The sequence below is a fragment of the Candidatus Vallotiella adelgis genome (genome assembly GCF_020541305.1).
In the GTDB taxonomy this organism is placed as follows: domain Bacteria; phylum Pseudomonadota; class Gammaproteobacteria; order Burkholderiales; family Burkholderiaceae; genus Mycetohabitans; species Mycetohabitans adelgis.
In genome coordinates, this window is sequence record NZ_CP047396.1 from 1,086,031 (window position 1) to 1,108,549 (window position 22,519).

Below are 22,519 nucleotides of genomic sequence, written 5' to 3' on the forward strand. Positions count from 1 at the left end.
ATTTTAAGATGATAGAAAACATGCTCGGATTCATGACGTTCAGTAGAAGTTTTAGCCAAGCCCCGGCTAGCTTGATCCTAGGGAGATGTTGCACTGAGAGACCGAGAGCGTACGCACTGCAGCAGTTTTGTCGTCGAATAGTCATGCTCGAACGGAAGCGCTAGTGCACGACCACCCCAGCTGCGCACTAATTTCGATTCTGGAAGCTTATCCATGTCGTAGTCTCCGCCTTTGATGAGGATATCTGGGCACAAAACACGGATTAACTCGATTGGCGTTGACTCCTCGAACATCACAACATAATCGACGCTTTCCAGCGCAGCAAGCAAGATCATGCGGTCGGCTGCCACATTGATTGGTCGGTCATTTCCCTTGCCGAGATGCTGCACCGATAAATCGCTATTAACACCAATGACTAGGCACCCGCCTAACGCGCGGGCATGATCTAGATACGTTACGTGCCCACGATGTAAGATATCGAATACACCATTAGTAAATACGACAGGCGCATCGAGCTTCGCGCGATGCGCCAATAACATATGCCGCTCAATAACCTTGCGCTCAAACGAGGCTGACATTAGACTATAGCAGTCATTCTGACATTTTTAAGTCTGAATCGAGCCATATTCATACTGCTAATTCTTTGCGATAACGATTCAGTTCTTGCGCTGTCGCAAACGGACGCTCGAACAGCACCGATAGATTGTGTAAAATACGCTGAATGACTTTTTTTTCCCACATGTCGTTGAATAAAATTTGCTCATCTAGCCAGCGCTCAAGCCAATCTGAGTCTGGCAGTCGTGATTGTACGGTGTCCTGAGGAAATAGCTGCCGATTCACATGCAGGTTCGTTGGGTGCAGCGGTTTCTCAGTACGCCGAGCTGACGCCATCAGTACGCCGATCTTCGCGAATGCAGTGCGTGCAGAGTTACCAGCCGTGGCCAGCGCTTTCTTCATATACCGAAGGTAAGCGCCGCCATGGCGCGCCTCATCGCGTGCAATCGTCTCGTAGATATGCTTAATCACTAACTCCGTATGCCACTCAGCTGCACATCGGTACCAATGGTTCAACCGAATCTCGCCGCAGAAATGTAGCATTAATGTTTCTAGTGGTGGCGCCGAGTCAAATGGAAAACGTACTGCATGCAACTCCTGCTCGGTCGGTAAGAACTTAGGGCGGAAGCGCCGTAGATATTCCATCAATACTAGCGCATGCTTTTGTTCTTCAAAGAACCAGAGGCTTATAAATGCGCAGAAGTCGCTGTCGTTATAATTATCACGTAGGAACATCTCTGTAGCCGGCAATGCGGACCATTCAGTGATCGCGTTCATCTTAATCGTATTTGCTTGTTCGTCAGTCAACATCGAACTATCGAACTCCTCCCACGGAATATCTTTTTCCATATTCCAGCGAACTGATTCGAGTGAGCGGTAGAGTTCCGGATACAGCATGGTGTTCATAGTGCTACCCTATCAACCCGAAAAACGTAGACTGCGCGTTTCGTACTCATCATGGATATTATGTTATGTGCTATATGATTCTGCCTGACAAACTAGCAGATAAGAGATTCTATGTGAGCACAGCGTAGACCCGAATGCGAAAAATATCGCGTCGGGGAACGTCTTCTAAAGGAATCTGCATGACTAAGAAGCATCTGTTATCCGTCGCGTTTAGCGATTTCGCAGGCAACACGCCGAAAAATCGCTGCTAGCTATGTGTCGAGTTGTCTCAAACTGCTACTAATATTCTTTTATTAGCATACACAATTAAACATGCTGTATTAGTGTCTAGCAATATGCTAGCGCGTCGCGGTTCTCTCTTGGCTATCATAGCGATTCTACCCGCTTCGTGTAAGGTCTTATAATCAGTCACGTCACAGCTGAACGCGTTCCTTGCTCTATGTGCAGTAAGGCCGATGCAGCCGACTAAATTTTTTCCGGCAAAGACAGCGTAAGCTAGCAACTGAACGCTAGCAAAGGCGTCTCCTCGAGCACACCGAATGCCTCGGCTATTTCTGGTTCTTAGATATGTTGGCCTTATTTACTAGCCTTATCGCCAGCCCCCCTCCACACACCGCTGATGCTTTAGTGTCGAAACTCGCCGACCATCCCCGATCGGGGATGGTCCGATACGATATTTTTTAACAGCGCGAAAAATTAAACTAACGCTTTGCCGTTGGATTGCTGATGGCTCGTATGACCCAGATAGTCGTCTTAATGACTGCTCCTATGTATCAGCACATAAGCCCCGAACCAACATGATATAGGCACGCCGCCTGATTCAGGCTTACCCTCTGCAATGCCATATGCAATACCTAAAAGTACAGAGGCATGGGTCACGCTGTGAGCGTGACCCACCGAATAGTGATTCCATGGGCTAGTCTAGTATGCACGGGTGACCTATCAGCCTAAAAAAATTAAGCGTTATATGTTTGTTTTTCTTCGCCGAAAGCGCAAGTCATGAGATTTATTTCATTAAGAAGATGATCGCCACTAAATTAGTACGGACTCAACAAGAATACTGAATGCATTATATTCCATCTACTTTCCGAACCGTACAAGCGCATCGCTGTACACATTTTTTCTATAATTGATTGATTGCTAATCAGGTTAATATAAACTGAACTAAACGATACACGAATCGAATGCTCGTGGCGCGAAAATCGACATCCGAGCCAGAGCGGCAGCGCTTTTCACTTACGAACGATAATGCACCCGACTCCGAAAGACCGCGTAACGCGGATGCTGCTATTTTGCCGTTCGGAGCATGAACCCAGACGTTAGAATCCTGTGTGTTCTACGCTTGGTAGGCTAAATTAATAGATTTAAAGCAGCGGTTATCTTAAGAACCCAATATAATCAGAGAGAGCGCCTAATCTGAATCGACCTCTTGAATTTCTGATCAAATCTCTCAACCTTCGGTGCGAACCGTGGCAAAGAAAAAGAATTGAGGAATGTCGCCATGCAAATGATTTATAACAGCCCTAATTACTGCGTTGTTGAATTCTCCCCCCAAGCCGAACACGGCACAATGCTATCCGGGGGCTTCGAAATTGTTGACAAAAATGCTCAGCGCGAAATATTTATCGATGGCTCAATGGCAGCTCGGTTTCGCGAACACGTACAGCGCTTGATCCAAGAGCAACCCTCGTTGGAGGAAATCGATGAATTCCTTGGGCAATTTGACAGCCTAATGAATCAACCCGTTGTACTGCACTAATCTACGCTGGCTGGCTGACCTCAACACATGATATAGATAGCTGACATTCATAGATTCATCCCATAAAAAAATGAACACGGCCTACTTAGGGAGTAGCGTGTTGCGCCTTAGTACTAGAAGCTCCTGTCACTATGACTACGATGAGCCAATGCCATAGCCATCCAACCAAGTTGAATGAGCTAAACGACTCTTCGCCCTAATATAAAGTTTAGGGCGAAGAGTTGCTATCTAGTACACGACCACAGCCAGATAAAAAAGCAGCACCTAATCGCTAAAGCGATTAGGTCAACTCTAAACTCTAAAAACCGCAAGTATCTCGTTAAGAATCAACGGCCTAGGTATGTACTGCTGCACTCTTGTTTGTTACATTGCATAACAGCCACTACGCCTCAGAATAAATTTTGTTTAGTAGCATCGTAAACCTGCTCTGGTTGAAAATACTCTGCAATATGCTTAATGCACTAGAGAAATGCGCTCTACCGATTACCACTCTAGGAATAGCACTATACGGACGATAGGTCCCCGGGGAAATAATTACTTAATTGCCACGCAATAGGCCGGAATGCGGCTCGCAACGCTAGGCTATACGTGGTATGCGATGGAGCAGTCTGCATTGTTCAGATATGATTCGCACCTCAACACCCAAAATCACGTTCGCGCCCTCTTTCCGTACCTACCGCAACCTGTTGAGGAACATATAGATACGCTATGCCGCCGAATGCCTGCCGATAATCTCGAAAAGAAGCTGTCTAAGATTGCCGAGCGCTGCTATATATACAATCGCCCGAAATTAACAACTACAACATGATTAGAAAGACGGTTTTATATTCGATTTGTTGATCTGATTGTCACAGCGTCGAAGGTCCTGAATGTGTGTGACACCTGCTAAAATTCACTGCTTTTACTTTGTAACGTACTCCCCGCACCAGGCCGACCATCATCAGATCACCTCAACCGTCTTTCCATAACTGCCGTCATGCTATGCTACCTGCACAAAAATACATCATCGAATCCATCTTGGTAGATGCCGTTACTGCAGTTGTCCAGGCTTCTCCCGGAAACAGCAATACAGCATTCGAGAAGCCAACTATTACATTAAACCGACCTAAAATTGCTGCACACGGCGATATCGCATCGAACTTAGCTATGCTTCTAGCAAAAGTGCTGCACATGCAGCCGTACGTGCTAGCGCAACAACTAATCGAGGCAGTTCTTGCGCACCCGCGAGCTGCTGGGCTAATTTCTAGCGCTGTAGTCGCCGGACCAGGTTTTCTAAACTTCCAGCTAACCAATGCTGCGAAACAGGAAACCGCGCGTGTGATACTAGAAAAGCGCGAGCTCTTTGGCTGTGCACTACCAGGGTGCGGTGGCCATGGTAAGCGAGTGCTGATCGAATTTGTATCAGCTAATCCGACCGGGCCATTGCATGTAGGCCATGGCCGGCAGGCAGTACTCGGTGACACCCTCGGTACACTGATGCAAACACAAGGCTGGACTGTACACCGTGAGTTTTACTACAATGATGCCGGTGCCCAAATCAACGCGCTTGCACTTTCGGTCCAAGCGCGGGCACGTGGATATAAGCCAGGCGATATGAAGTGGCCAGAATTCGCTTACAACGGCGTTTACCTCACAGACATTGCGCACGCCTACCTAGCTGGCGAAACTGTATCGGCCAGCAATGGTTTTTCAGTAACAAGTAGCCGTCAGGTCGATGACCTGAATGCGATCCGGCGCTTTGCCGTAACTTATCTGCGCCGTGAGCAAGATATCGACTTAAGGGCATTAGGCGTTAAGTTTGACCAATACTACCTGGAATCATCGCTGTATGATGAAGGTCGCCTGGAGCGCACAGTTCAGGCGCTAGAGGGCGCCGGAAAGACGTACGAGGAAAATGATGCGCTGTGGCTACGCACAACGGACTACGGCGACGATAAAAACCGAGTGATGCGCAAGAAAGATGGAACGTATACCTATTTCGTACCGGACATCGCTTACCATGTCACCAAGTGGAAGCGTGGCTTCACGAAAGCAATTAACGTACAAGGCTCAGATCACCATGGCACGATCGCGCGAGTTCGAGCTGGCCTGCAGGCCCTTGGCATTGGCATACCAAGCGACTATCCCGAATATATACTACACAAGATGGTTACTGTAATGCGCGATGGCCATGAGATCAAGATCTCGAAGCGAGCGGGCAGCTATGTGACGATGCGTGATCTTATCGTATGGTCGGGCGGCGGCAATCCGGACAAGTCCAACAATATACTAAGCGTGCAAAAACTAGATGACGATATGCTGCGTAAGGGCTGTGATGCCGTGCGCTTCTTTCTGATTTCGCGTAAAGCAGATACTGAATTCACATTCGACATCGACCTCGCGCTGAAGCAAAACGACGAAAATCCGGTCTACTATGTACAATACGCACATGCTAGAATCTGCTCAGTGCTGTCCGAGCTACGAACACGCTATACCGACGATCTCGGAGACTGGTCGAATATCGATTTGACACCGCTCAGCACTGAGCCATCTAAGGCATTGCTTCAAAAACTAGCTGAATATCCCCAAATACTGGAGAATGCAACAAACGAACTATCTCCTCATTCGGTCGCATTCTATCTGCGCGACCTTGCGGGCGAATTCCATTCATTCTATAACAAGCGTGCCGAGCGAGTTCTCGTTAATAATACGAGTAACCGACTAGCTCGAGCAGCACTGCTAGCCGCAACTCGCCAGGTTCTAGCTAACGGCCTCGCGACGATCGGGGTGTCGGCACCCACCAAGATGTAGAAATAAAATACGGTGCATAGACCGAATAATCAGAACTGGACTAATCAGGGATGACGTAGACAACGCGTCAACAGCGTGATCGTCTCGATTTTATCTGTGCAGTATTTATGAACGACAGGTAATGCAATACGATGGTAAAAGCACGACAATTTTCCCCTCCGAATTCGAGACAACGTGGCAGTACGTTACTTGGCATCGTATTGGGATTAATTATCGGGCTAGCAATTGCAATTATGTTAGCGCTCTATATTAGAGAATCACCAAGGCCATTTATATCTAAGGGTAACGCTCTACCGATAACTTCTAAGAGAGAAGAGAGTGGGACAACATTTGATCCAAATCGGGCGCTGGTCGGCTATTCCTCTAGTCAAACAGCGCCGCCAGTATTAACTGAATCAGGCGATGGCACCCTCCATGCGACTACAAAAAATCCTCTGACGAGCAAGGTTAGCACTGGTTATTTTCTGCAGATTGGCACGTATCGCGTGAAACAGGATGCAGAGCAACAGCGCGCACGGCTTGCTCTACAGGGATTCGAGTCTAAGATCACGCAGCATAACACTAGCGTGATGGTGTACTACCGAGTGCGTATTGGCCCGTTCGTGTTACTCGAGGATCTAAACAGCACCCGGAAGAAGTTATTTAATAATGGTATCAACTCCATCGTAATTCGATTTATGAAAAAATAGCCTTGTGTCCTGAAATATGTACACGTATCGAGGTTTCTTAAACCGGACGGTATCCGAACTAGTTTAATAGTTTTTTGCCACGGTTAGCTATGAAAAAAATCCTCAGTACCGCTCTGCTCGCCGCCGCTGTCGAGCTTAGTCTAATCCCTTTTACCCAGGCGGCACTACCATCCGAGCCGGTTTTAGGCAAAGACTATATAGTACTTACAGCAGCCCACCCGGTGGAAGTCCAAGGCGGCAAAGTCGAGGTAATAGAATTCATATGGTATGGCTGCCTGCATTGTAGCGAGTTCGATCCCTACATGGAGAGGTGGAAGGCGCAGCAAGGTACAAATATTATATTCCGGCGGGTGCCGGTCACGTTTCGCAGCCAGTTTATCCCACATTCTAAGATGCTACTTGCGCTGAATATGCTCGGTCTTGGCGATAAACTCGCGCCGGCCATCTTTAACGAGATACATATTAAACAAAACTACCTTTTGCAGCCAGACGCGCAAGCAGACTTTCTTGCAAGGCAAGGTGTGAGCAAGAAAAAGTACCTTGATACGTACAATTCGTTTGCTGTCACTAGAGAACTAAGTCGCGCATCGAAGATGGCGCAAGACTATAAGATTTCCGGTGTGCCTACGGTAGTTGTACAAGGCAAGTATGAGACTGGCCCAGCGGCGACGAACAGCCTTGAAGGTACCGTTCACGTGCTCGAATATCTGGTCGGGCAAGTAGCTATGCAGAAGATGTAGCAGGATTCTAATGGCCTGGTTTTATACCCGGTCATCTTTTGGTAAGCGAAGTCCGTTCTATAAAAGATCGTTATTGTCTAGTGTATCGAGCTGATATAGTGTATCGAGTTTAGTAAGTAAACATTAACTCAATGATGTTTACTTACTAAAATACGCGAGTCATAGTAAATGAAGTTCGTCGCGCGCTTCAGCAAAACTATAGCTCACCTTTCTAATTTATGCTGTTGGCACTTCCCACATATAATCGTGTTAATTTATGTGGCGGATGCATGCAATACCATTTTCACTAGCACTTGCAGCATAAGTAGTCTATGAACAGGTGAAATATGCCGAGTATTACAACTACACACACCTGCATACTTACTGGTCACAATAATCTACCCGTGTTCCGCGCGCCCATGAATGATAGTATGATCACGATCCCATCCAACTATTTGTTGATCATGCGGAAACGATGATCGCTGTTAAAAAGTACTAGGCTATTTTCTCCGACCCAGTACGAATACTGACTACGCTACAGCACATTCTGCCAGCCAGCTTTGTGGTATTACGTTTGAAGTACTGCTATAGAACGACATATCAGAAAATCCCATCAGATCAAAAATAGTAAGATCTCTCTATATCGATCGGAAGTCAAGATTACTATCAGAAATGATAAACAAACAAGCCGTAGGGGGCAGTATGTATGTGAAGTACTTTATTAGTACGCTCAGTAGGCGGCGTGGCACATCTATATGGCTTAGCATAGTGACTATGCTACTAATAACCGCACCTGCCTGGTTGCAGGCCAAGCCGTTAATCGTGTGTACCGAGGCTAGTCCGGACGGATTCGATATTGTGCGGTACAACTCACTAACCACCTCCAACGCATCCGGTGACGTTATTTTTAACCAACTAGTTCGCTATGACGAGGCGACTAGCATGCTCGCGCCATCGCTCGCTGACCGGTGGAAAGTCAGCCCAAACGGGCTTTCTGCTATCTTTAATCTACATCCTAATGTATCGTTTCAGACTACGGAATACTTCAAACCATCCCGTACACTGAACGCTGATGACGTGTTATTCACATTTCACCGGATGCTCGATCCACATCATCCGTGGCATAAGATCGTGGGCAACAGCGGTTTTCCGCATGCGCAATCCATGAATCTACCAAAGTTAATCAAATCGGTCACGAAGATAGACGATTTAACGGTAAAGTTCGAACTCTCTGAGCCTAACGCAGCGTTTGTTTCAATCCTAACAATGCCGTTCGCATCAATCTACTCAGCAGAATACGCGAGTCAATTAGAAGTTGCAGGTAGACAAGATCGTATGAATTCACGACCGGTTGGCACTGGTCCATTCATACTCAAAAGTTACACAGATGATGCAGTAATTCGATACGATGTTAATCCAACCTATTGGGGTCGAAAACCACAGATCAACCAGCTGATCTATTCAATCACACCTGATGCAGCTGTACGTGCGCAAAAAATTAAATCAGGCGAATGCCAAATTGCACTTTCGCCTAAACCGCAGCATGTACTCGCAGCTAGAGAAGATAAATTGCTGAAGGTTGTCCAAACACCAGCCTTCATGACTGCGTTTGTTGCATTAAACACACAGCATAAGCCATTAGATAATAATAAAGTCCGAAAAGCATTAAACATCGCATTCGATCGAAAAACTTACATCAAAACGGTATTCAGCGACACCGCAGTTGCAGCTGTTAATCCGTATCCACCGAACACATGGAGCTATAATAAAGAAATCGAACCATATACGTACAATATCGAACAAGCGAAACAGCTTCTGTCCGATGCGGGTTACCCGAATGGCTTCGAGGCGGCGATTTGGGTAAGATCAAGTGGTAGTGTATTGAATCCTAATCCAAAAGCCGGCGCGGAACTCTTGCAAGCAGACCTTAACAAAATTGGCATAAAAACACAGATTAAAGTCGTTGAATGGGGGCAATTAATTCAGGATGCTAAGCAAGGCCAACATGATCTACTTTTCATGGGCTGGTCTGGTGACAATAGTGATCCAGACAACTTCCTGACGCCGCAGTTCTCATGCGCATCAGCAAAGGCTGGCATTAATTTTACTCGCTACTGCAACCCACAACTAGACAAGTGGATTGCAGATGGAAAGCGCACCACCCACCAACCTACGCGAACAAAATTATACGTTGCAGCGCAGAAAATGATTCACGATAAAGCGTTGTGGATTCCTTTGGCGTACCCAAGTACGGCTGTACTTATGCGCAATAATGTGAGCGGCTACCGGCCGAGCTTATTCGGCCGTCAAGACTATTCAAACGTAAAGATTAACTAGGAAAATATTAGAAATATTAGATCCATCATAATTGATTGCTTATATATTAACTGTTAGTTTTAATTTTATTAAATAACGTACTGTATATACAGTGCTTTCGGTACACATATCATTGCCGAATTCACTCTCTATAAAGAGAGGATGCTCTTGAATAGCATCCCGGCATAGACCGTGTGCGCAACATACGGTATTGTTTAAACTCATAAATTACAGCACTGCTTGACTTGCTGCATGCGCTTCATACAAGATGGCGCAGTGGTACTCTCTTCGCTTGATTGGATGAGTGCCTCCCCACACTACCTATACCACGCATGCGTTCAACTATTTTTCCAAGATCGAGTATTTATCTACTCGATCTCAGCTGCAATACTAATCCTCTGACTGGTTTGAACAGATCAGTCGTATGTGTCAGCGACGATAATCTTCAGGCTAGATCTTTGTTAGACAAACTGACGCCGGGTAATTCGGTATAACCCTTGAAAAACAATTCCTCTCACCTAATTTCCCGCAGCCTGCGCGCGGTGTGGCATCCATACACACAAATGAAACACCATGAGCAGTTGCCATTACTCGCTGTTACGCGCGGCGCCGGAGCATGGCTATATGATTTGGATGGTAAGCGCTATCTCGATGCAATTAGTTCCTGGTGGGTAAACTTATTTGGTCACGCTAACACACATATCAACGATGCATTGAAAGAACAACTAGACACTCTAGAGCATGCAATGCTTGCCGGTTGCACGCATGAGCCGGCAGTTAAGTTAGCCGAGCGCTTATCAACGCTGACCGGCCACGTGCTCGGCCATGCGTTCTTTGCATCCGATGGGGCATCAGCTGTGGAGATTGCGCTAAAAATGAGCTTCCACTTCTGGCGCAACAGCGGCCGCAGTTGTAAGCGTGAGTTTGTCTGTGTTGCTAATAGCTATCATGGCGAAACAATCGGTGCATTGGGTGTAACCGACATTGAGCTATTTAAGGGTACGTACGATTCAATAATTCGCACCGCACATGTAGTCGCGTCACCAGATGCCCGACAAGCCCGTATCGGTGAACAGGCAAGAGATGTAGCAATTCGCGCATTAGATGATGTGAGGCGGTTATTTGTCGAGCGTGGCGAACAAATTGCGGCACTAATCGTCGAACCACTAGTGCAGTGTGCTAGTGGGTTCGTGATGCATGATCCATCGTACTTAGCCGGGCTGCGTACGCTGTGCGACCAATACCAGATACACTGGATTGCTGATGAAATCGCAGTTGGTTGTGCGCGCACCGGGACTTTCTTCGCCTGCGAACAGGCGAACGCATGGCCAGACTTCCTATGCCTATCCAAAGGCATCAGTGGTGGCTATCTGCCTTTGTCGATAGTGCTCACGCGCGATACGATATATTCGGCATTCTATGACGACGAAACCGCGCGCGGCTTCCTGCACTCACATTCGTACACTGGAAATCCGCTCGCTTGTCGTGCAGGCCTCGCCACGCTCGAATTGTTCGACGCACACGACGTATTAGTAAACAACCGTGCGAAATCAGACACGCTGGGCGCATTGCTTGAGCCACTGCGTGAGCATCCGCAGATACAGCATCTGCGGCGGTGCGGAACGCTATTCGCGTTCGATATATTGTTACCGGCTGCGTCAGCGCGCCAATTCTCGCGGTGTTTTTTTGAGTGCGCGCTCGCTAATGAGCTGCTGCTGCGTCCCATCGATACCACTGTCTACCTAATGCCGCCTTATATACTGAGCGAGGATGAACAAATGCTGCTCGCCATGCGGTTGCGCACAACACTTACGACAGTGCTTTCTAGGTTGAGTGGTTGAAAATATGATCTCTGTTTATAAATCAAGTCAATGAAAGCGATTTCTTTATTTGTTACTGGCACTGATACAGAAATTGGCAAGACGTTTGTGTCATGTGCTTTATTGCAGGGCTTTTGTGCAAGAGCTCTACGCGCTACGGCTCTCAAACCGATTTCTACTGGCGCACAACTGCACAACGAGATTCTGCATAATGAAGATGCAGATCTGCTATTCAACGCATCGAATATCGTACTACCGCTTCACTTATCCACGCCTTATATGCTTCGAAAGCCGGCTGCTCCTCATATTGTAGCGGCATACGAGGGTGTATCTCTAGACATTGCGCATATTGTGGCCTGCCATCGCGCTGCCGAGCAGCTCGCCGATATCGTTGTCGTCGAAGGAGTAGGAGGCGTATGTGTTCCTCTAGATGATATGAAGGATACCGCGGATCTTGCGATCTCCCTCCAGCTTCCTGTCATACTCGTTGTTGGATTACGACTAGGCTGCATCAATCATGCGTTGCTTAGCGCTGAAGCGATTTCGACACGCGGTCTCATGCTAGTGGGGTGGATTGCCAATATCATTGACCCAGACATGGAATTTTCCACTGCGAATGTTGAGGCAATCCAACAGCGATTAGATCGAAAATACAGTGCGCCGCTGCTCGGTACTATTCCACGCATAGATAGTCAGCGCGCCGATGAAGCAGCACGATATATTGATATCGACACGCTGCTTGAGCGAATGCGAGGCTTATTAACGCTCTAGTCTCTAGGTGCTAGGTACGCTTCACCTTCATTTAGAAGGTATTAGTATGACCGCATGTGTTTACACGCCCGCATCCCATCGCCACATACTCCGCAGAATTCACATTATATTAGCGTTATGAAGAAGTGCACGTTTCTCCCGGTTTTAGCAGAGAGAGTATAAAGCGTATTAACAAATTTTTTAGAAGCAAAAATTTGGATTGGATTTTCCGTCTTTTAGCTAGCCTCTTTAGCATGAGAGATATGCCAATTTACTGTTTTAACCCGATCTAAGATAGAATACGAACCGTGGACAACTTTTTAGTATTGCTTCTAGAAAAACCTAGCCTGTCCCGTGAGACGATGCTGGCCAAAAATATGAAGTAATGTAAAACGCAAGTTCTACTAAAGTAGATTGAATAGCCGATTCTATAGTTACCCCCCATATATGATCTTTCCACTGAAAGAATGAAGACTACTTTTTAAATACTATAGTGTATAGTTACGAGTAGATATACCTGTACTGTATACATGTGATGTTACCGTGCTGTAAACAGGGCCTCACGTGTAAAGTATATTTGACGGGAAAATATCGGGCCAGTAGATATGTGATCTACTGGCCCGGCACGCTGCATGAGGCGTATTAAATAGGTTACTGTATACCAATCTTAATGACTGAAATTATCAGAAAAATTATTCAGGGGATTAAGATGTGCAATCCTAGGATTGCACATTACGGTCCTTAGCAACCCGATCTCTTTAACGTGCCCTGATGCAAGTAAGTGTCGTACGCAACTGATACTATTCACGCTATAGCATATGCAGATTCTTGCTCCGCTGAGCACACTAGATATCAGCGCGATAGAATCGATTGATGATCTACTCACCAGAGTAGATCCAGGTCATTCTAGGTCAGCAAGTTTATACGGCAATCCAGTTCTTTTTAACTTAGCGTACAAGCTAATGCACCTTCCCTCTTAAACATAATTAAACTCTTTTAGGTCTTGTTTCACGCGAGAGCGGCTAGAACTAACGGCGCAATACCTAAACCGGCGTACGCATAGTATTTTTGGGCGGTTTAATAATCAGTCAACGGGATCAAAATATTCTATTCCATATTCTTTATAGGCGATATTTACGGTGCGGGAGAGGATAGCTACACTCTAAAACACGGGGGATTCTGTTTTTTATTGGCAGTTGGTTTATATACAAGATAACCTTGTTAATAAACAAGGTTTCTTTACTAAAGCTCGCCCTAAGGGGCGATGGATACCACTTACTGATGAAGTATTACGACTAGACTTAATAGCTCAAGTAACAAAAGTTACTGGAATAGACTAAATTTACTAAAGAAAAACAGCTTAGCAATCAGCTAAGCTTTATGGTGGAGCGGAGGAGGATCGAACTCCTGGCCTTCGCATTGCGAACGCGACGCTCTCCCAACTGAGCTACCGCCCCTATAAAGTTTTGATTATAGCAGTACTACAGTAGTAACTGAAACTAAGATGTTTTTCCTTATTTGCGTATGACCAGCACTAGAACAATAGTACCAATAATTTCGCATTAGCTGTACTCAGCTAAGTAAGCGATAGCATTAATATGTTTAATATACTATTTACACAGCTTTCTTGGCTAAGCATAAAAAGCTACCAAAATCTTTCTTATACCCACAGTGTATGTCATGCCTACGCACCAGTAGGCAGACCGCATCCGCAGAATAAAATAACACCCTGCTAAGTCAACTCACTTTGTCTTGCAGTCAAGCTTTGTGCAAACCCACCTCACTCACTCTCTCTTATAAATTAAGATGCCTGCATGTTATGAGGTTTGATTGTCGAATAGCGTATGAACAACTATTGGTCAAGCGGTCGCACGGTTACTTCTACTAGAGGCACTTCGCCTACCGCTGCTCTCATTGGCTGCTCTCCTTCGAGTATAAAATCGCTATTAGCGTGAAATATCGGCGTTATCACTAGTAGCTGTAGATTCTCGGGCTGCACATACTGAAAAAGTTTCACGACCTGCCTAACGCCCGTAATATAACTGATAGCGTCTGCTCCTCGATTACCTTCATCGACTGTCACTAAACCCATTAAGTACACAATACCACGCTCTGTAGTCCATTTATAATGATTCGACTCAATATCTTTTCTAGAAATCAACACAGCATGCACTTTGCCACTAATATATGTATCGATAGTGCGCGAAAAAAGTGTGCTTTCGGGCTGCACTGCTAGTTTATTAATGATACCGGTTACGTTAGTGATGTCACGTACTATCATCCCGACTTTTTTCTTCGAAGCTGCATCTGGCGCCTCCCCTGTTAATAGCACACGACGGTTATAGACCGTTAGATTAACGTGGGTGGAATCTGGTAGCGCATGACTCAGCCGGCTCCATGCCTTAATTTGAATCTCACGGTCCTCCGTCTGAGCTCCGAATGTGCGTCGGTCCATGCACATCAGAGTGCCGCCAGCAGCGCTCCCCAGTAGTAATAAGCCACAGCCCTGAAGCGATGAAGAAAGGCCTACAGCTAACACAATATGCATAAGTGTTTTACAGAATCGAGTAACAGTCATAGACAAGCTCCTCTTTGAGTTGGTTAGCCTTCTTCCTCAGAAATATTGTGTCGATTTCTATTACACAAGCAATAGATTTATCAGCAGTTGCAACCCATGAACCCGTCTCATGCGGCGCTGTCATACATATATGAATATCGACATTAGTCAGTGCCCGGGAAGGCGACTCAGTTCTCGTTAACGATACGACGATTATTTTTTGATGATGCACAGTAGCAACAGCTGCAATCAACATTATTGCAGCAAGCGCGTCCCCAGCAATTGAAAGCACTAACAGCCTAAGGGGTAATCGCGCGATTGAAGTAACCGACGAGCCACCTCTGGTGATGCGCTGCATATCTGACGCGCATGCGCCGTCCTCCTGCATATAACAATCTTGCTATAAATTGCTACGGCAATTAGCTTTTTACTCTCCCTAACTCACCTAATGCGGCAGTCAATTACAACTTCGCGCTCTTTTGTCAATTGCTATCGAGTGACATGCATTTTTATTACTCGCTCTTAGACAACACATTTGCTGAAGCTGTACATTCGCGTTGTAGGTATCAACAAACTCACTACTTTAGTTGACTACTATTAACGCGATACTATTGCAGTAGTCACTACAGATGACTACTTTCTAGGGAGGTAACCAGAAAATTCTAGTGATATCTACGAGAGATATCACTTATGCCAATCAACATTAAAAAGTAAGTTACTATCATTACAAAAATTGCAAACACAAACTTCGATAAATAAAAGTAGCCCATTCAGCAATCTGTATGACAAAATTTCTCTCTACATTTATATATTGCGTATTCATAACACCAACCCGTAGCATATTAAGGCGCGGCACATAATTGTTAAGCCCTAGAGGCTGCACATCTGCTGTGTTGTCAGTTAAAGCAGGTACCAGCCCGGTTTTTTTACGTCGTAGCGTTATTGACCGATAGCTTTATTATTCATCGCTTCTCATGAGGCATTTCTTGATTAATCCCATTGTACTTGCCGAGAATCAGCACTATCCGATATCAGCGCTGTATATGATAGCAACGCCGATCGGAAACTTTGCCGATATCACGCTTCGTGCATTACATGTACTAGCACTGGTAAACCGAGTTGCAGCAGAAGATACACGCCACACAGCACAACTACTTGCGCGCTACCAAATCACACGCCCATTATTAGCGGTTCACAAACATAACGAACGGAGCGCTGCACAGAAAATTATTAATTTCTTGCGCTTAGGTGAGCGTATTGCATACGTGTCGGACGCAGGCACACCCGGAATTTCCGATCCAGGTGCACGATTGGTCGACGAGGTACAAAATGCAGGATTAAGCATAGTAGCAATACCAGGCGCTAGTGCAGTAACTGCTGCGCTAAGTGTAACTGGGCATTTAGCGAATACGTTTACTTTCGCTGGCTTTTTGCCGACAAAGCCGAAACAGCGGAACGACCGGCTCCAAGAATTAGCGGCACATCAAGAAACTCTTGTTTTCTATGAGGCGCCGCACCGCACACTCGAGACCGTACGTGCGTTAGCCGAAATACTTGGCTCGTCACGCCGAATATTAATTGCAAAAGAAATTACTAAACTACACGAGAGCCTGCACCAGTGCAGGCTTGTTGAGGCGCCTGCATGGCTTACTGCAGATCCGAACCGACTACGTGGGGAGTTTGTCCTTGTTGTCGAAGGTGCTACCAGTTTACCCATACGTAGCGATGTACACCACTATGACATAATACTGAAAGCATTATTAAACGAAGTGCCGGTCAGAACCGCGGTCAAATTAGCAGTCGTGCTGACGGGCGTATCACGTAGTGTGCTCTATACAAGTGCGCTAAAATTGATAGAAGGTAAATAAGAAGATAAAAAACTGTGCTCTTAATAGTTTTTATAAACCGTATACAAAACGATATGCATTACGCAGTTATTCTTACTAAGTCTCTTGAAAAACAGCTCTCTTAAGGGATGGCTCTTGCGGTTTCCAGAATCCCGGCTAGCCCAAGTGTATTTATTAATGAATCGACAAGTTTGTAACTTATTCTTCTATGGTACAGTTGACAATTGTTATTCTCAACCATGGCCCATTTCTTATATACAACATTAATCTTACATATAAATTGAGACAGCAAAAATACTGAGTAGATAGTAACTTGTAGTCAAACCATTTTTTACTTAAGCTTGTAGTACATTAAACGCTTCCGACATGCTCATTTCGGAAGCGTCAAGAAACAGAAAACGACATGCAACCGTATCAGCCGATGCATCGCTTGTCTCTCCTCATTTTCTATCGCTGAACGTACCGTCATTATAGCTTGTTAAACTACTTTTGATTGTAGAATCAACTATATAAGGAGAAAAATCTCATAGCCTCAAGCTTCTCGAGCTTTTATAAGTACTTCACTACTATTGAAAACTGTCACTAGTAAAGAGCTACCACTGCAGTTCCTATGTGACTAACCTATGTAAGGTGGGTAAACGATTAAGAAACGAATAGCACTATATTAATCAGCTGTAAAGCTTTGCCATCGACAAGCCAAGCTAGGAATCAGGTGACTACTTGCCTAGCTATATGGAACGTGTTACATCGCTTTGCGATGCCGGATATTGTTGTTATCTATATGCGGTATTGTTTCTAGGCGCGCGCATTTTATTTTCCTTCACAGTACATGCCTAAGTTTTTAGGCGCCATGAAGGTGCATTTATCTTATTAAAACTTATTTATTCAGATCGTCATTTTTGCGGTATGCTTCTATGATTATTCGAATGCGTAGACTAGAGTATAGAAACTATAATGTGTCCTTTACTCAGCTGTGGCTCAGTTGGTTTCTTAACTCGACACCAGTTAAACTAATTGCAAGTTAAACTAATCCCTGTCACTGCCCTCATGCAAAACTGCTCGCTGCTTGTGTGCAAACATACGCGCAGCGCTGCTATTGTAGATCCGGGAGGAGATCTAGAGTTGATCCAGGCCCAGGTAAAAAATCTCAACGCGAGCATAGAAAAAGTGTTGTTGACACACGGCCATGTTGACCATTGTGCAGGGGCCTTTACATTAGCAAGCTACTACGGCGTGCCGATTGAAGGGCCGCATCCAGATGAGCAATTCTGGCTGTCATTGCTGCCGCAGCAAAGCGCGTATTTTGGATTGCCGACAACGCAAGCGTTCCAGCCAAGCCGCTGGCTACACGATGGTGATATCGTACAGTTCGGAAATGAGATGCTGAGGGTTCTTCATTGTCCCGGACATACACCGGGACACATTGTTTTTCTCAGTCAAAAGCATCGACTTGCACTAGTCGGCGACGTACTGTTTTCGGGATCGATTGGGAGAACAGATTTTCCACGCAGCAATCACTTAGACCTGATCTCGTCGATCCGAAAAAAACTATTTCCGCTTGGTGATGACGTACGATTCGTCCCGGGACACGGTCCGATGTCGACTTTTGGCCAGGAGCGGCGCACGAACCCATACGTAGCTGATCACGTTGTTGCCAGTTAACGGGATACTCAATGGATGAAATTTATGTTAGTACCGATATCGAGGCTGACGGCCCGATTCCTGGTCCGCATTCAATGCTGAGCTGCGCATCTGCAGCCTATACTGCAGACAAACAACTTATTGCAACGTTCTCGGTCAACCTAAACACGCTGCCAGGCGCATCTCCGCATCCTTTTCAGGATGCGTGGTGGAAAACACAACCTCGTGCCTGGGCGGCATGCCGTATAGATACACGTTCACCAGAAGAAGCACTTCCCACCTATGTTGAGTGGGTTGAAGCTCTGCCGGGCAAACCTGTTTTCGTAGCCTATCCAGCTGGTTTTGATTTCACGTTCATGTTTTGGTATATGATGCGATTTGCTGGCCGCTGTCCGTTTTCTTGGTCGGCACTAGATATCAAAACGCTTGCATTTTCGATAACTGGACTTCCTTACCGAAAAACTATCAAGCCGCGCCTACCAAAGCACTGGTTTGATACCCATCGGCATACGCATATCGCACTCGACGATGCAATCGAACAAGGGGCATTATTCTGTAATATACTTTCGGAGTTACGCGTCCGCCAGGCAATGCATACTCAATGGATAGCGGATCGAACAAACAATGAATTTTCGAACGTAACATCTCCCCCAATATGCCAGGGGTTGTTAAGCTATTGAGCTACTATACCGGTGTCGGTATGGTATTGTTAGATCAGCGATCTTTTACTAGCTTCACTAATTGACTGTCCCGCTATTGGGTAGACGCCCCATGATACTATGTCTATCATAGGAGACAGCTTAATATTTTTTCGCGTGTGCGTGTCTCTTACTTTCATAATTTTCTAAAGTTCGCGCAGCGAGTCATCGACTTCTCCTGGGAAGGAGAAGCAACTTAGTTTTGCTCGCAACTATTAATTCCCACTAATTTGATTATTTGCACTACCACTAGCAGTTTTACTATCTCTCTCGTTTCTAAGAAAGTACAGGGAACCCCGCCTTCGTGATAAGAAGGCGGTTTGATGCAGTCGCAGAAATTATAATGTTGAGTGTATTCAGTCGTGCAATTGGACAGGTAAATTGCACGACTGAGAAATACCTTCATCCTAACCGCATAGGTTAGTCGATGCAAAGGGTTTTTTGATTACAATTACCTAGCGCTAATAGCGTATCCGGGAGACTCCCGCACATCGATGCATTGTATAATCAGTAGGGGTGCTGCTTTATGCTTGCAGGCTTGATGGGAGGGTACGTCCGCTTATTATAATAAATACAATTACGTTTGATTTATGACCTTCTATTACTAAAAAATGCAATAGAGAGCGGAACTCTTAGTACTGAATGCATATTTTCAATCTCCCAGAGTTTTTTTGGGAGCTAGCTACTAGCTAAATCGGTAGAAAAGTTCCTATTAAGTCGGTTGATTAAATATGCTGCTCTGCAGTGGATTGAGAAACTAAAGCCGTTGCTTTAGAACACTATACTAAAAAATCTCGGACAGGATATATATTATATCCTGTCTATATTTATATTTATAAAAGTTTATTACATGGTAGTATAAAAAATACTATCTAGAAAAATCACAACTTATCCTCAATTCACCGTATACAGTAATAACGAATCCGCCGTTAACTGACTTCTCTTCTGAGGAGAAATCCAGCATGCCCTGAGCTGCCAGGTAACAAAATCAAGATTAATCGGCCAGGCTATCACCCTTCGGTATAAGCACAAGTGTTGCTATTCTCGGAATCAATGTAGATTTCTTCTTAAGAATAGACGGACCGTCTTCCGCAAAGACGCGGAGTTTCCATGAGAAAATACGAAATTGACTCATGCCAAGCTGCTCTATCTTACGGGTTTTCAAATTATGCACTACGTTTATACGTCAGCTATCTAGAATAGCACTCTACGAATCTTGGGATCGTATTCTTATTCTAAAAATTAGCTCATGCGGTTAATCTAAAGCTAACTTATAGCCATGACGAACATAGACTTATCCCCGGATAGGATAGTATTTAGAGCAACGATCGGCTTCGCCCTGTGCCATATTATTCTAATGTCTACTCTATTTTTCTGATTAAAAATTGGGTTAGCCAATGAATGTATTATACTAGAAATCAACTTTTGGATAGGACCAGCATACTAACTATAATCTGTGTCGGTATTAGTACCGCATGAAGCATGATACTTGCAAGTATAAACTGCTATGTGACGGACCTGGCGCTCAAGCAACGAAGCGGGACATGAAAATATATCAGAATAGAGAAGACTGTTGATTAAATAGTCATCTTATGAACAGCATCTGATGCGCGCTACCTAAAGCTCTCTATCAAGAAAAATTTTTGGATGACGATGATATGAGGAATTTTTGCCCATGTCCGTAGAACGTTGCAAGAGCCGTCATATGCAATTTGATTGTATTTTCCAGAATATCTAGCCAGTATCTTTTATTGGGTGCATGGCCTGTCTTTATAGAAGCCCGTGGTTTGACATGTTTGTCTTTCGGATAAAACTGATTGTACTAGGCTTCGACTTATGGCAGTATCAAATACTGATCTCGATTTTTTCCGGCAATCCACTTCGGCGGTTTTCCGCGACCTGACCATGTACTTCCGCTGACAGGATCGCGATATTTTGGAGATACACCAATACGGGGCCGTCCTGTCTTCGCTAATCTTCCTCGGATAAAGCCGATATCGGTCAGAGTTATACCATAATCCACCATTTTTTGTTTGATATCACTAACAACTTCATCAAACTCTTTGGCTTTTGCTTCTTTTATTTGCTTTTCCAGTTTTTCACGCTGCGCAAGAAGCTCTTTGTACGATGACATAGGGGTAGGGGTCCTTGAATGGTAGAACGACTCGATTTTTATCTGTTAAGTCGTTTTAATAGGGTTTACTTTGGAATAGTACTCTACAAATTTAACACAAGATGTGACTAAGAAGAATAGTCGATATAAGGATTTAGTATTTAATGGATATTATATTACAAAAGAATGCTTGTTCAACTATCTGTTACAGCGATCAACGCAGTATAGAATCACTAGTCAAAATCATCCTGAAGCTATTGAAATCGATGCTCAGGTTCAATGTTTTAGATGAATCTCTATGATCTGTACCCTCGTGTCTTTATTAGTCCAGGTTTCTTAAGTCACTCAGAAGTAACTTGCCGTTCGAGTTGGCGATGAATAATTATATTAATTCATGCACCCGGATGTAACCCATTAAGTAGAAGACTACGCATACGTTCGTATTGCGAATAATTGTATATAAAACAACTTGTTGCTACCCGGGAAATCAGTTGAATAGACATAGTTCAATATCAATTTCTGAACTTAATACCTGAAAATTATTGTTGAGCTGATTCAAGCGCTATACATGTACGCAAGTCGTACTATTAAAATAAATATTTTTATATGTCGGATGTTCTGCGATCCAATCAAATAAAACACAAAATCGCTAAATTCTAGATGTCGTGCAACCTCAGCGTAATAAAGAAACCACGAATTCACCAGCCTTTTCAATTCCTGATTTATTGGCTTAAATGTATAACGGTTATAACTTGTGTGGTATTTCACACGTTAACTGAGTGTAGGCGATATAGTTCCACACGAAAAATGCGCGAAAAACTACATGTGTGCTAGGTCGGACAACTAGACAGTTTAATGAACCATGGTACAGATTGAGTGCGCAGGATAAGACTGACAGAAAGCAGCGAGGGGTAAAAATAAATGCGAGTGATTAGTTAGGATATTCAGAATTACCTTTATTAGGTATGTTACTGTTGTTCCAACTCCTCAGAATTAGTCAATATCATACTCGATGATTTTAGCGTCTTGACAGGCATACGGGTATCAAGAATTCGCAAAATAAGCGATTTAGACGCAGAAAAATTTAACCCCAGCTTCGCTCTTCTAGTGAGAAGGCATTCTGCTGAATGCACGTGCATTAGAAATTAATACGCCTCGAATTTTCTTGACACTGACACATCCACCCACGCTACGTAGTAATTACCGCATGCATCCCTATAGTAGGGCGCACACCGCAACTATAAACCATGATAGTTTTTTATAAGCATTATCTTATATGTTGTTGAATTCAAATACATGAACGGTACGCAATATATTTATACTAGGCATTGTAACATTACATAGCGCACTACTTTTCAG

Annotated in this window: 15 protein-coding genes and 1 tRNA gene; 10 read left to right on the forward strand and 6 right to left on the reverse strand. The window is 44.7% G+C overall.

The annotated features are described in order from the left end of the window. Nucleotides 1-77: 77 nt before the first annotated feature. Together rfaE2 and GJV44_RS04000 are read right to left on the reverse strand one after the other, a co-directional pair. Nucleotides 78-578: a D-glycero-beta-D-manno-heptose 1-phosphate adenylyltransferase gene (gene rfaE2 / locus GJV44_RS03995; RefSeq protein WP_226806435.1), complete on the reverse strand. Its 501-nt coding sequence runs from the start codon at nt 576-578 to the stop codon at nt 78-80. Nucleotides 579-627: 49 nt separating this feature from the next. Further along, a complete protein-coding gene (locus tag GJV44_RS04000; RefSeq protein ID WP_226806436.1) occupies nt 628-1,461 on the reverse strand; it encodes a ferritin family protein in 834 nt (277 codons plus the stop codon). A gap of 1,501 nt (nt 1,462-2,962) precedes the next feature. Here GJV44_RS04000 and GJV44_RS04005 point away from each other — a divergent pair. The 7 genes from GJV44_RS04005 (at nt 2,963) to bioD (ending at nt 12,325) form a co-directional block, all read left to right on the forward strand. After that, nucleotides 2,963-3,220: a BTH_I0359 family protein gene (locus tag GJV44_RS04005; RefSeq protein ID WP_226806437.1), complete on the forward strand. Its 258-nt coding sequence runs from the start codon at nt 2,963-2,965 to the stop codon at nt 3,218-3,220. 981 nt (nt 3,221-4,201) lie between these two features. Next, entirely contained in the window at nt 4,202-6,010 is a 1,809-nt protein-coding gene (gene argS, locus GJV44_RS04010; RefSeq protein WP_226806438.1) for an arginine--tRNA ligase, read from the forward strand. Nucleotides 6,011-6,141: 131 nt separating this feature from the next. Beyond that, nucleotides 6,142-6,699 (forward strand): SPOR domain-containing protein, encoded by a 558-nt coding sequence (locus tag GJV44_RS04015; protein ID WP_226806439.1) that lies wholly within the window; start codon nt 6,142-6,144, stop codon nt 6,697-6,699. 89 nt (nt 6,700-6,788) lie between these two features. Further along, complete coding sequence (locus tag GJV44_RS04020) at nt 6,789-7,439, forward strand: thiol:disulfide interchange protein DsbA/DsbL (RefSeq protein ID WP_226806440.1); 651 nt, start codon at nt 6,789-6,791, stop codon at nt 7,437-7,439. 753 nt (nt 7,440-8,192) lie between these two features. Further along, nucleotides 8,193-9,755: an ABC transporter substrate-binding protein gene (locus GJV44_RS04025; RefSeq protein WP_226806441.1), complete on the forward strand. Its 1,563-nt coding sequence runs from the start codon at nt 8,193-8,195 to the stop codon at nt 9,753-9,755. A gap of 476 nt (nt 9,756-10,231) precedes the next feature. Beyond that, the gene (bioA, locus tag GJV44_RS04030) at nt 10,232-11,575 is read left to right on the forward strand and encodes an adenosylmethionine--8-amino-7-oxononanoate transaminase (protein ID WP_226806442.1); all 1,344 of its coding nucleotides are present in this window, start codon (nt 10,232-10,234) and stop codon (nt 11,573-11,575) included. Nucleotides 11,576-11,605: 30 nt separating this feature from the next. Beyond that, nucleotides 11,606-12,325 carry a dethiobiotin synthase gene (gene bioD / locus GJV44_RS04035; protein WP_226806443.1) on the forward strand — a complete coding sequence of 240 codons (720 nt, stop codon included), beginning with the start codon at nt 11,606-11,608 and terminating at the stop codon, nt 12,323-12,325. Between the two features lie 1,360 nt (nt 12,326-13,685). On the opposite strand, the gene GJV44_RS04040 is transcribed toward bioD, so the two are convergent. The 3 genes from GJV44_RS04040 to GJV44_RS04050 form a co-directional block, all read right to left on the reverse strand. Beyond that, nucleotides 13,686-13,761, reverse strand: a tRNA-Ala gene (locus GJV44_RS04040). 395 nt (nt 13,762-14,156) lie between these two features. Continuing rightward, nucleotides 14,157-14,882 (reverse strand): BON domain-containing protein, encoded by a 726-nt coding sequence (locus GJV44_RS04045; RefSeq protein WP_226806444.1) that lies wholly within the window; start codon nt 14,880-14,882, stop codon nt 14,157-14,159. After that, nucleotides 14,860-15,219 (reverse strand): hypothetical protein, encoded by a 360-nt coding sequence (locus GJV44_RS04050; protein WP_226806445.1) that lies wholly within the window; start codon nt 15,217-15,219, stop codon nt 14,860-14,862. Before GJV44_RS04050 ends, GJV44_RS04045 begins: the two co-directional genes overlap by 23 nt. Nucleotides 15,220-15,904: 685 nt before the next feature. Between GJV44_RS04050 and rsmI the strand changes: the two genes are divergently transcribed. The 3 genes from rsmI to GJV44_RS04065 all read left to right on the forward strand — a co-directional run bounded on the left by rsmI (nt 15,905) and on the right by GJV44_RS04065 (nt 19,029). Further along, nucleotides 15,905-16,729 carry a 16S rRNA (cytidine(1402)-2'-O)-methyltransferase gene (gene rsmI, locus GJV44_RS04055; RefSeq protein WP_420885758.1) on the forward strand — a complete coding sequence of 275 codons (825 nt, stop codon included), beginning with the start codon at nt 15,905-15,907 and terminating at the stop codon, nt 16,727-16,729. Between the two features lie 993 nt (nt 16,730-17,722). Further along, entirely contained in the window at nt 17,723-18,370 is a 648-nt protein-coding gene (locus GJV44_RS04060; protein ID WP_226806447.1) for an MBL fold metallo-hydrolase, read from the forward strand. Nucleotides 18,371-18,381: 11 nt separating this feature from the next. Then, on the forward strand, nt 18,382-19,029 hold the full coding sequence (locus tag GJV44_RS04065) for a 3'-5' exonuclease family protein (RefSeq protein ID WP_226806448.1): 648 nt from the start codon (nt 18,382-18,384) through the stop codon (nt 19,027-19,029). A 1,852-nt stretch (nt 19,030-20,881) separates the two neighbouring features. Here GJV44_RS04065 and GJV44_RS04070 read toward each other — a convergent pair. Further along, a complete protein-coding gene (locus GJV44_RS04070; protein WP_226806449.1) occupies nt 20,882-21,181 on the reverse strand; it encodes an H-NS histone family protein in 300 nt (99 codons plus the stop codon). Nucleotides 21,182-22,519: the final 1,338 nt, after the last annotated feature.

Excerpts from the sequence above, each read along its gene's own strand:
- rfaE2 (WP_226806435.1), bottom strand. The coding sequence starts at position 578 with ATGTCAGCCTCGTTTGAGCGCAAGGTTATTGAGCGGCATATGTTATTG.
- GJV44_RS04000 (WP_226806436.1), bottom strand. The coding sequence starts at position 1,461 with ATGAACACCATGCTGTATCCGGAACTCTACCGCTCACTCGAATCAGTT.
- GJV44_RS04005 (WP_226806437.1), top strand. The coding sequence starts at position 2,963 with ATGCAAATGATTTATAACAGCCCTAATTACTGCGTTGTTGAATTCTCC.
- argS (WP_226806438.1), top strand. The coding sequence starts at position 4,202 with ATGCTACCTGCACAAAAATACATCATCGAATCCATCTTGGTAGATGCC.
- GJV44_RS04015 (WP_226806439.1), top strand. The coding sequence starts at position 6,142 with ATGGTAAAAGCACGACAATTTTCCCCTCCGAATTCGAGACAACGTGGC.
- GJV44_RS04020 (WP_226806440.1), top strand. The coding sequence starts at position 6,789 with ATGAAAAAAATCCTCAGTACCGCTCTGCTCGCCGCCGCTGTCGAGCTT.
- GJV44_RS04025 (WP_226806441.1), top strand. The coding sequence starts at position 8,193 with ATGCTACTAATAACCGCACCTGCCTGGTTGCAGGCCAAGCCGTTAATC.
- bioD (WP_226806443.1), top strand. The coding sequence starts at position 11,606 with ATGAAAGCGATTTCTTTATTTGTTACTGGCACTGATACAGAAATTGGC.
- GJV44_RS04045 (WP_226806444.1), bottom strand. The coding sequence starts at position 14,882 with ATGACTGTTACTCGATTCTGTAAAACACTTATGCATATTGTGTTAGCT.
- GJV44_RS04050 (WP_226806445.1), bottom strand. The coding sequence starts at position 15,219 with ATGCAGCGCATCACCAGAGGTGGCTCGTCGGTTACTTCAATCGCGCGA.
- rsmI (WP_420885758.1), top strand. The coding sequence starts at position 15,905 with ATGATAGCAACGCCGATCGGAAACTTTGCCGATATCACGCTTCGTGCA.
- GJV44_RS04065 (WP_226806448.1), top strand. The coding sequence starts at position 18,382 with ATGGATGAAATTTATGTTAGTACCGATATCGAGGCTGACGGCCCGATT.
- GJV44_RS04070 (WP_226806449.1), bottom strand. The coding sequence starts at position 21,181 with ATGTCATCGTACAAAGAGCTTCTTGCGCAGCGTGAAAAACTGGAAAAG.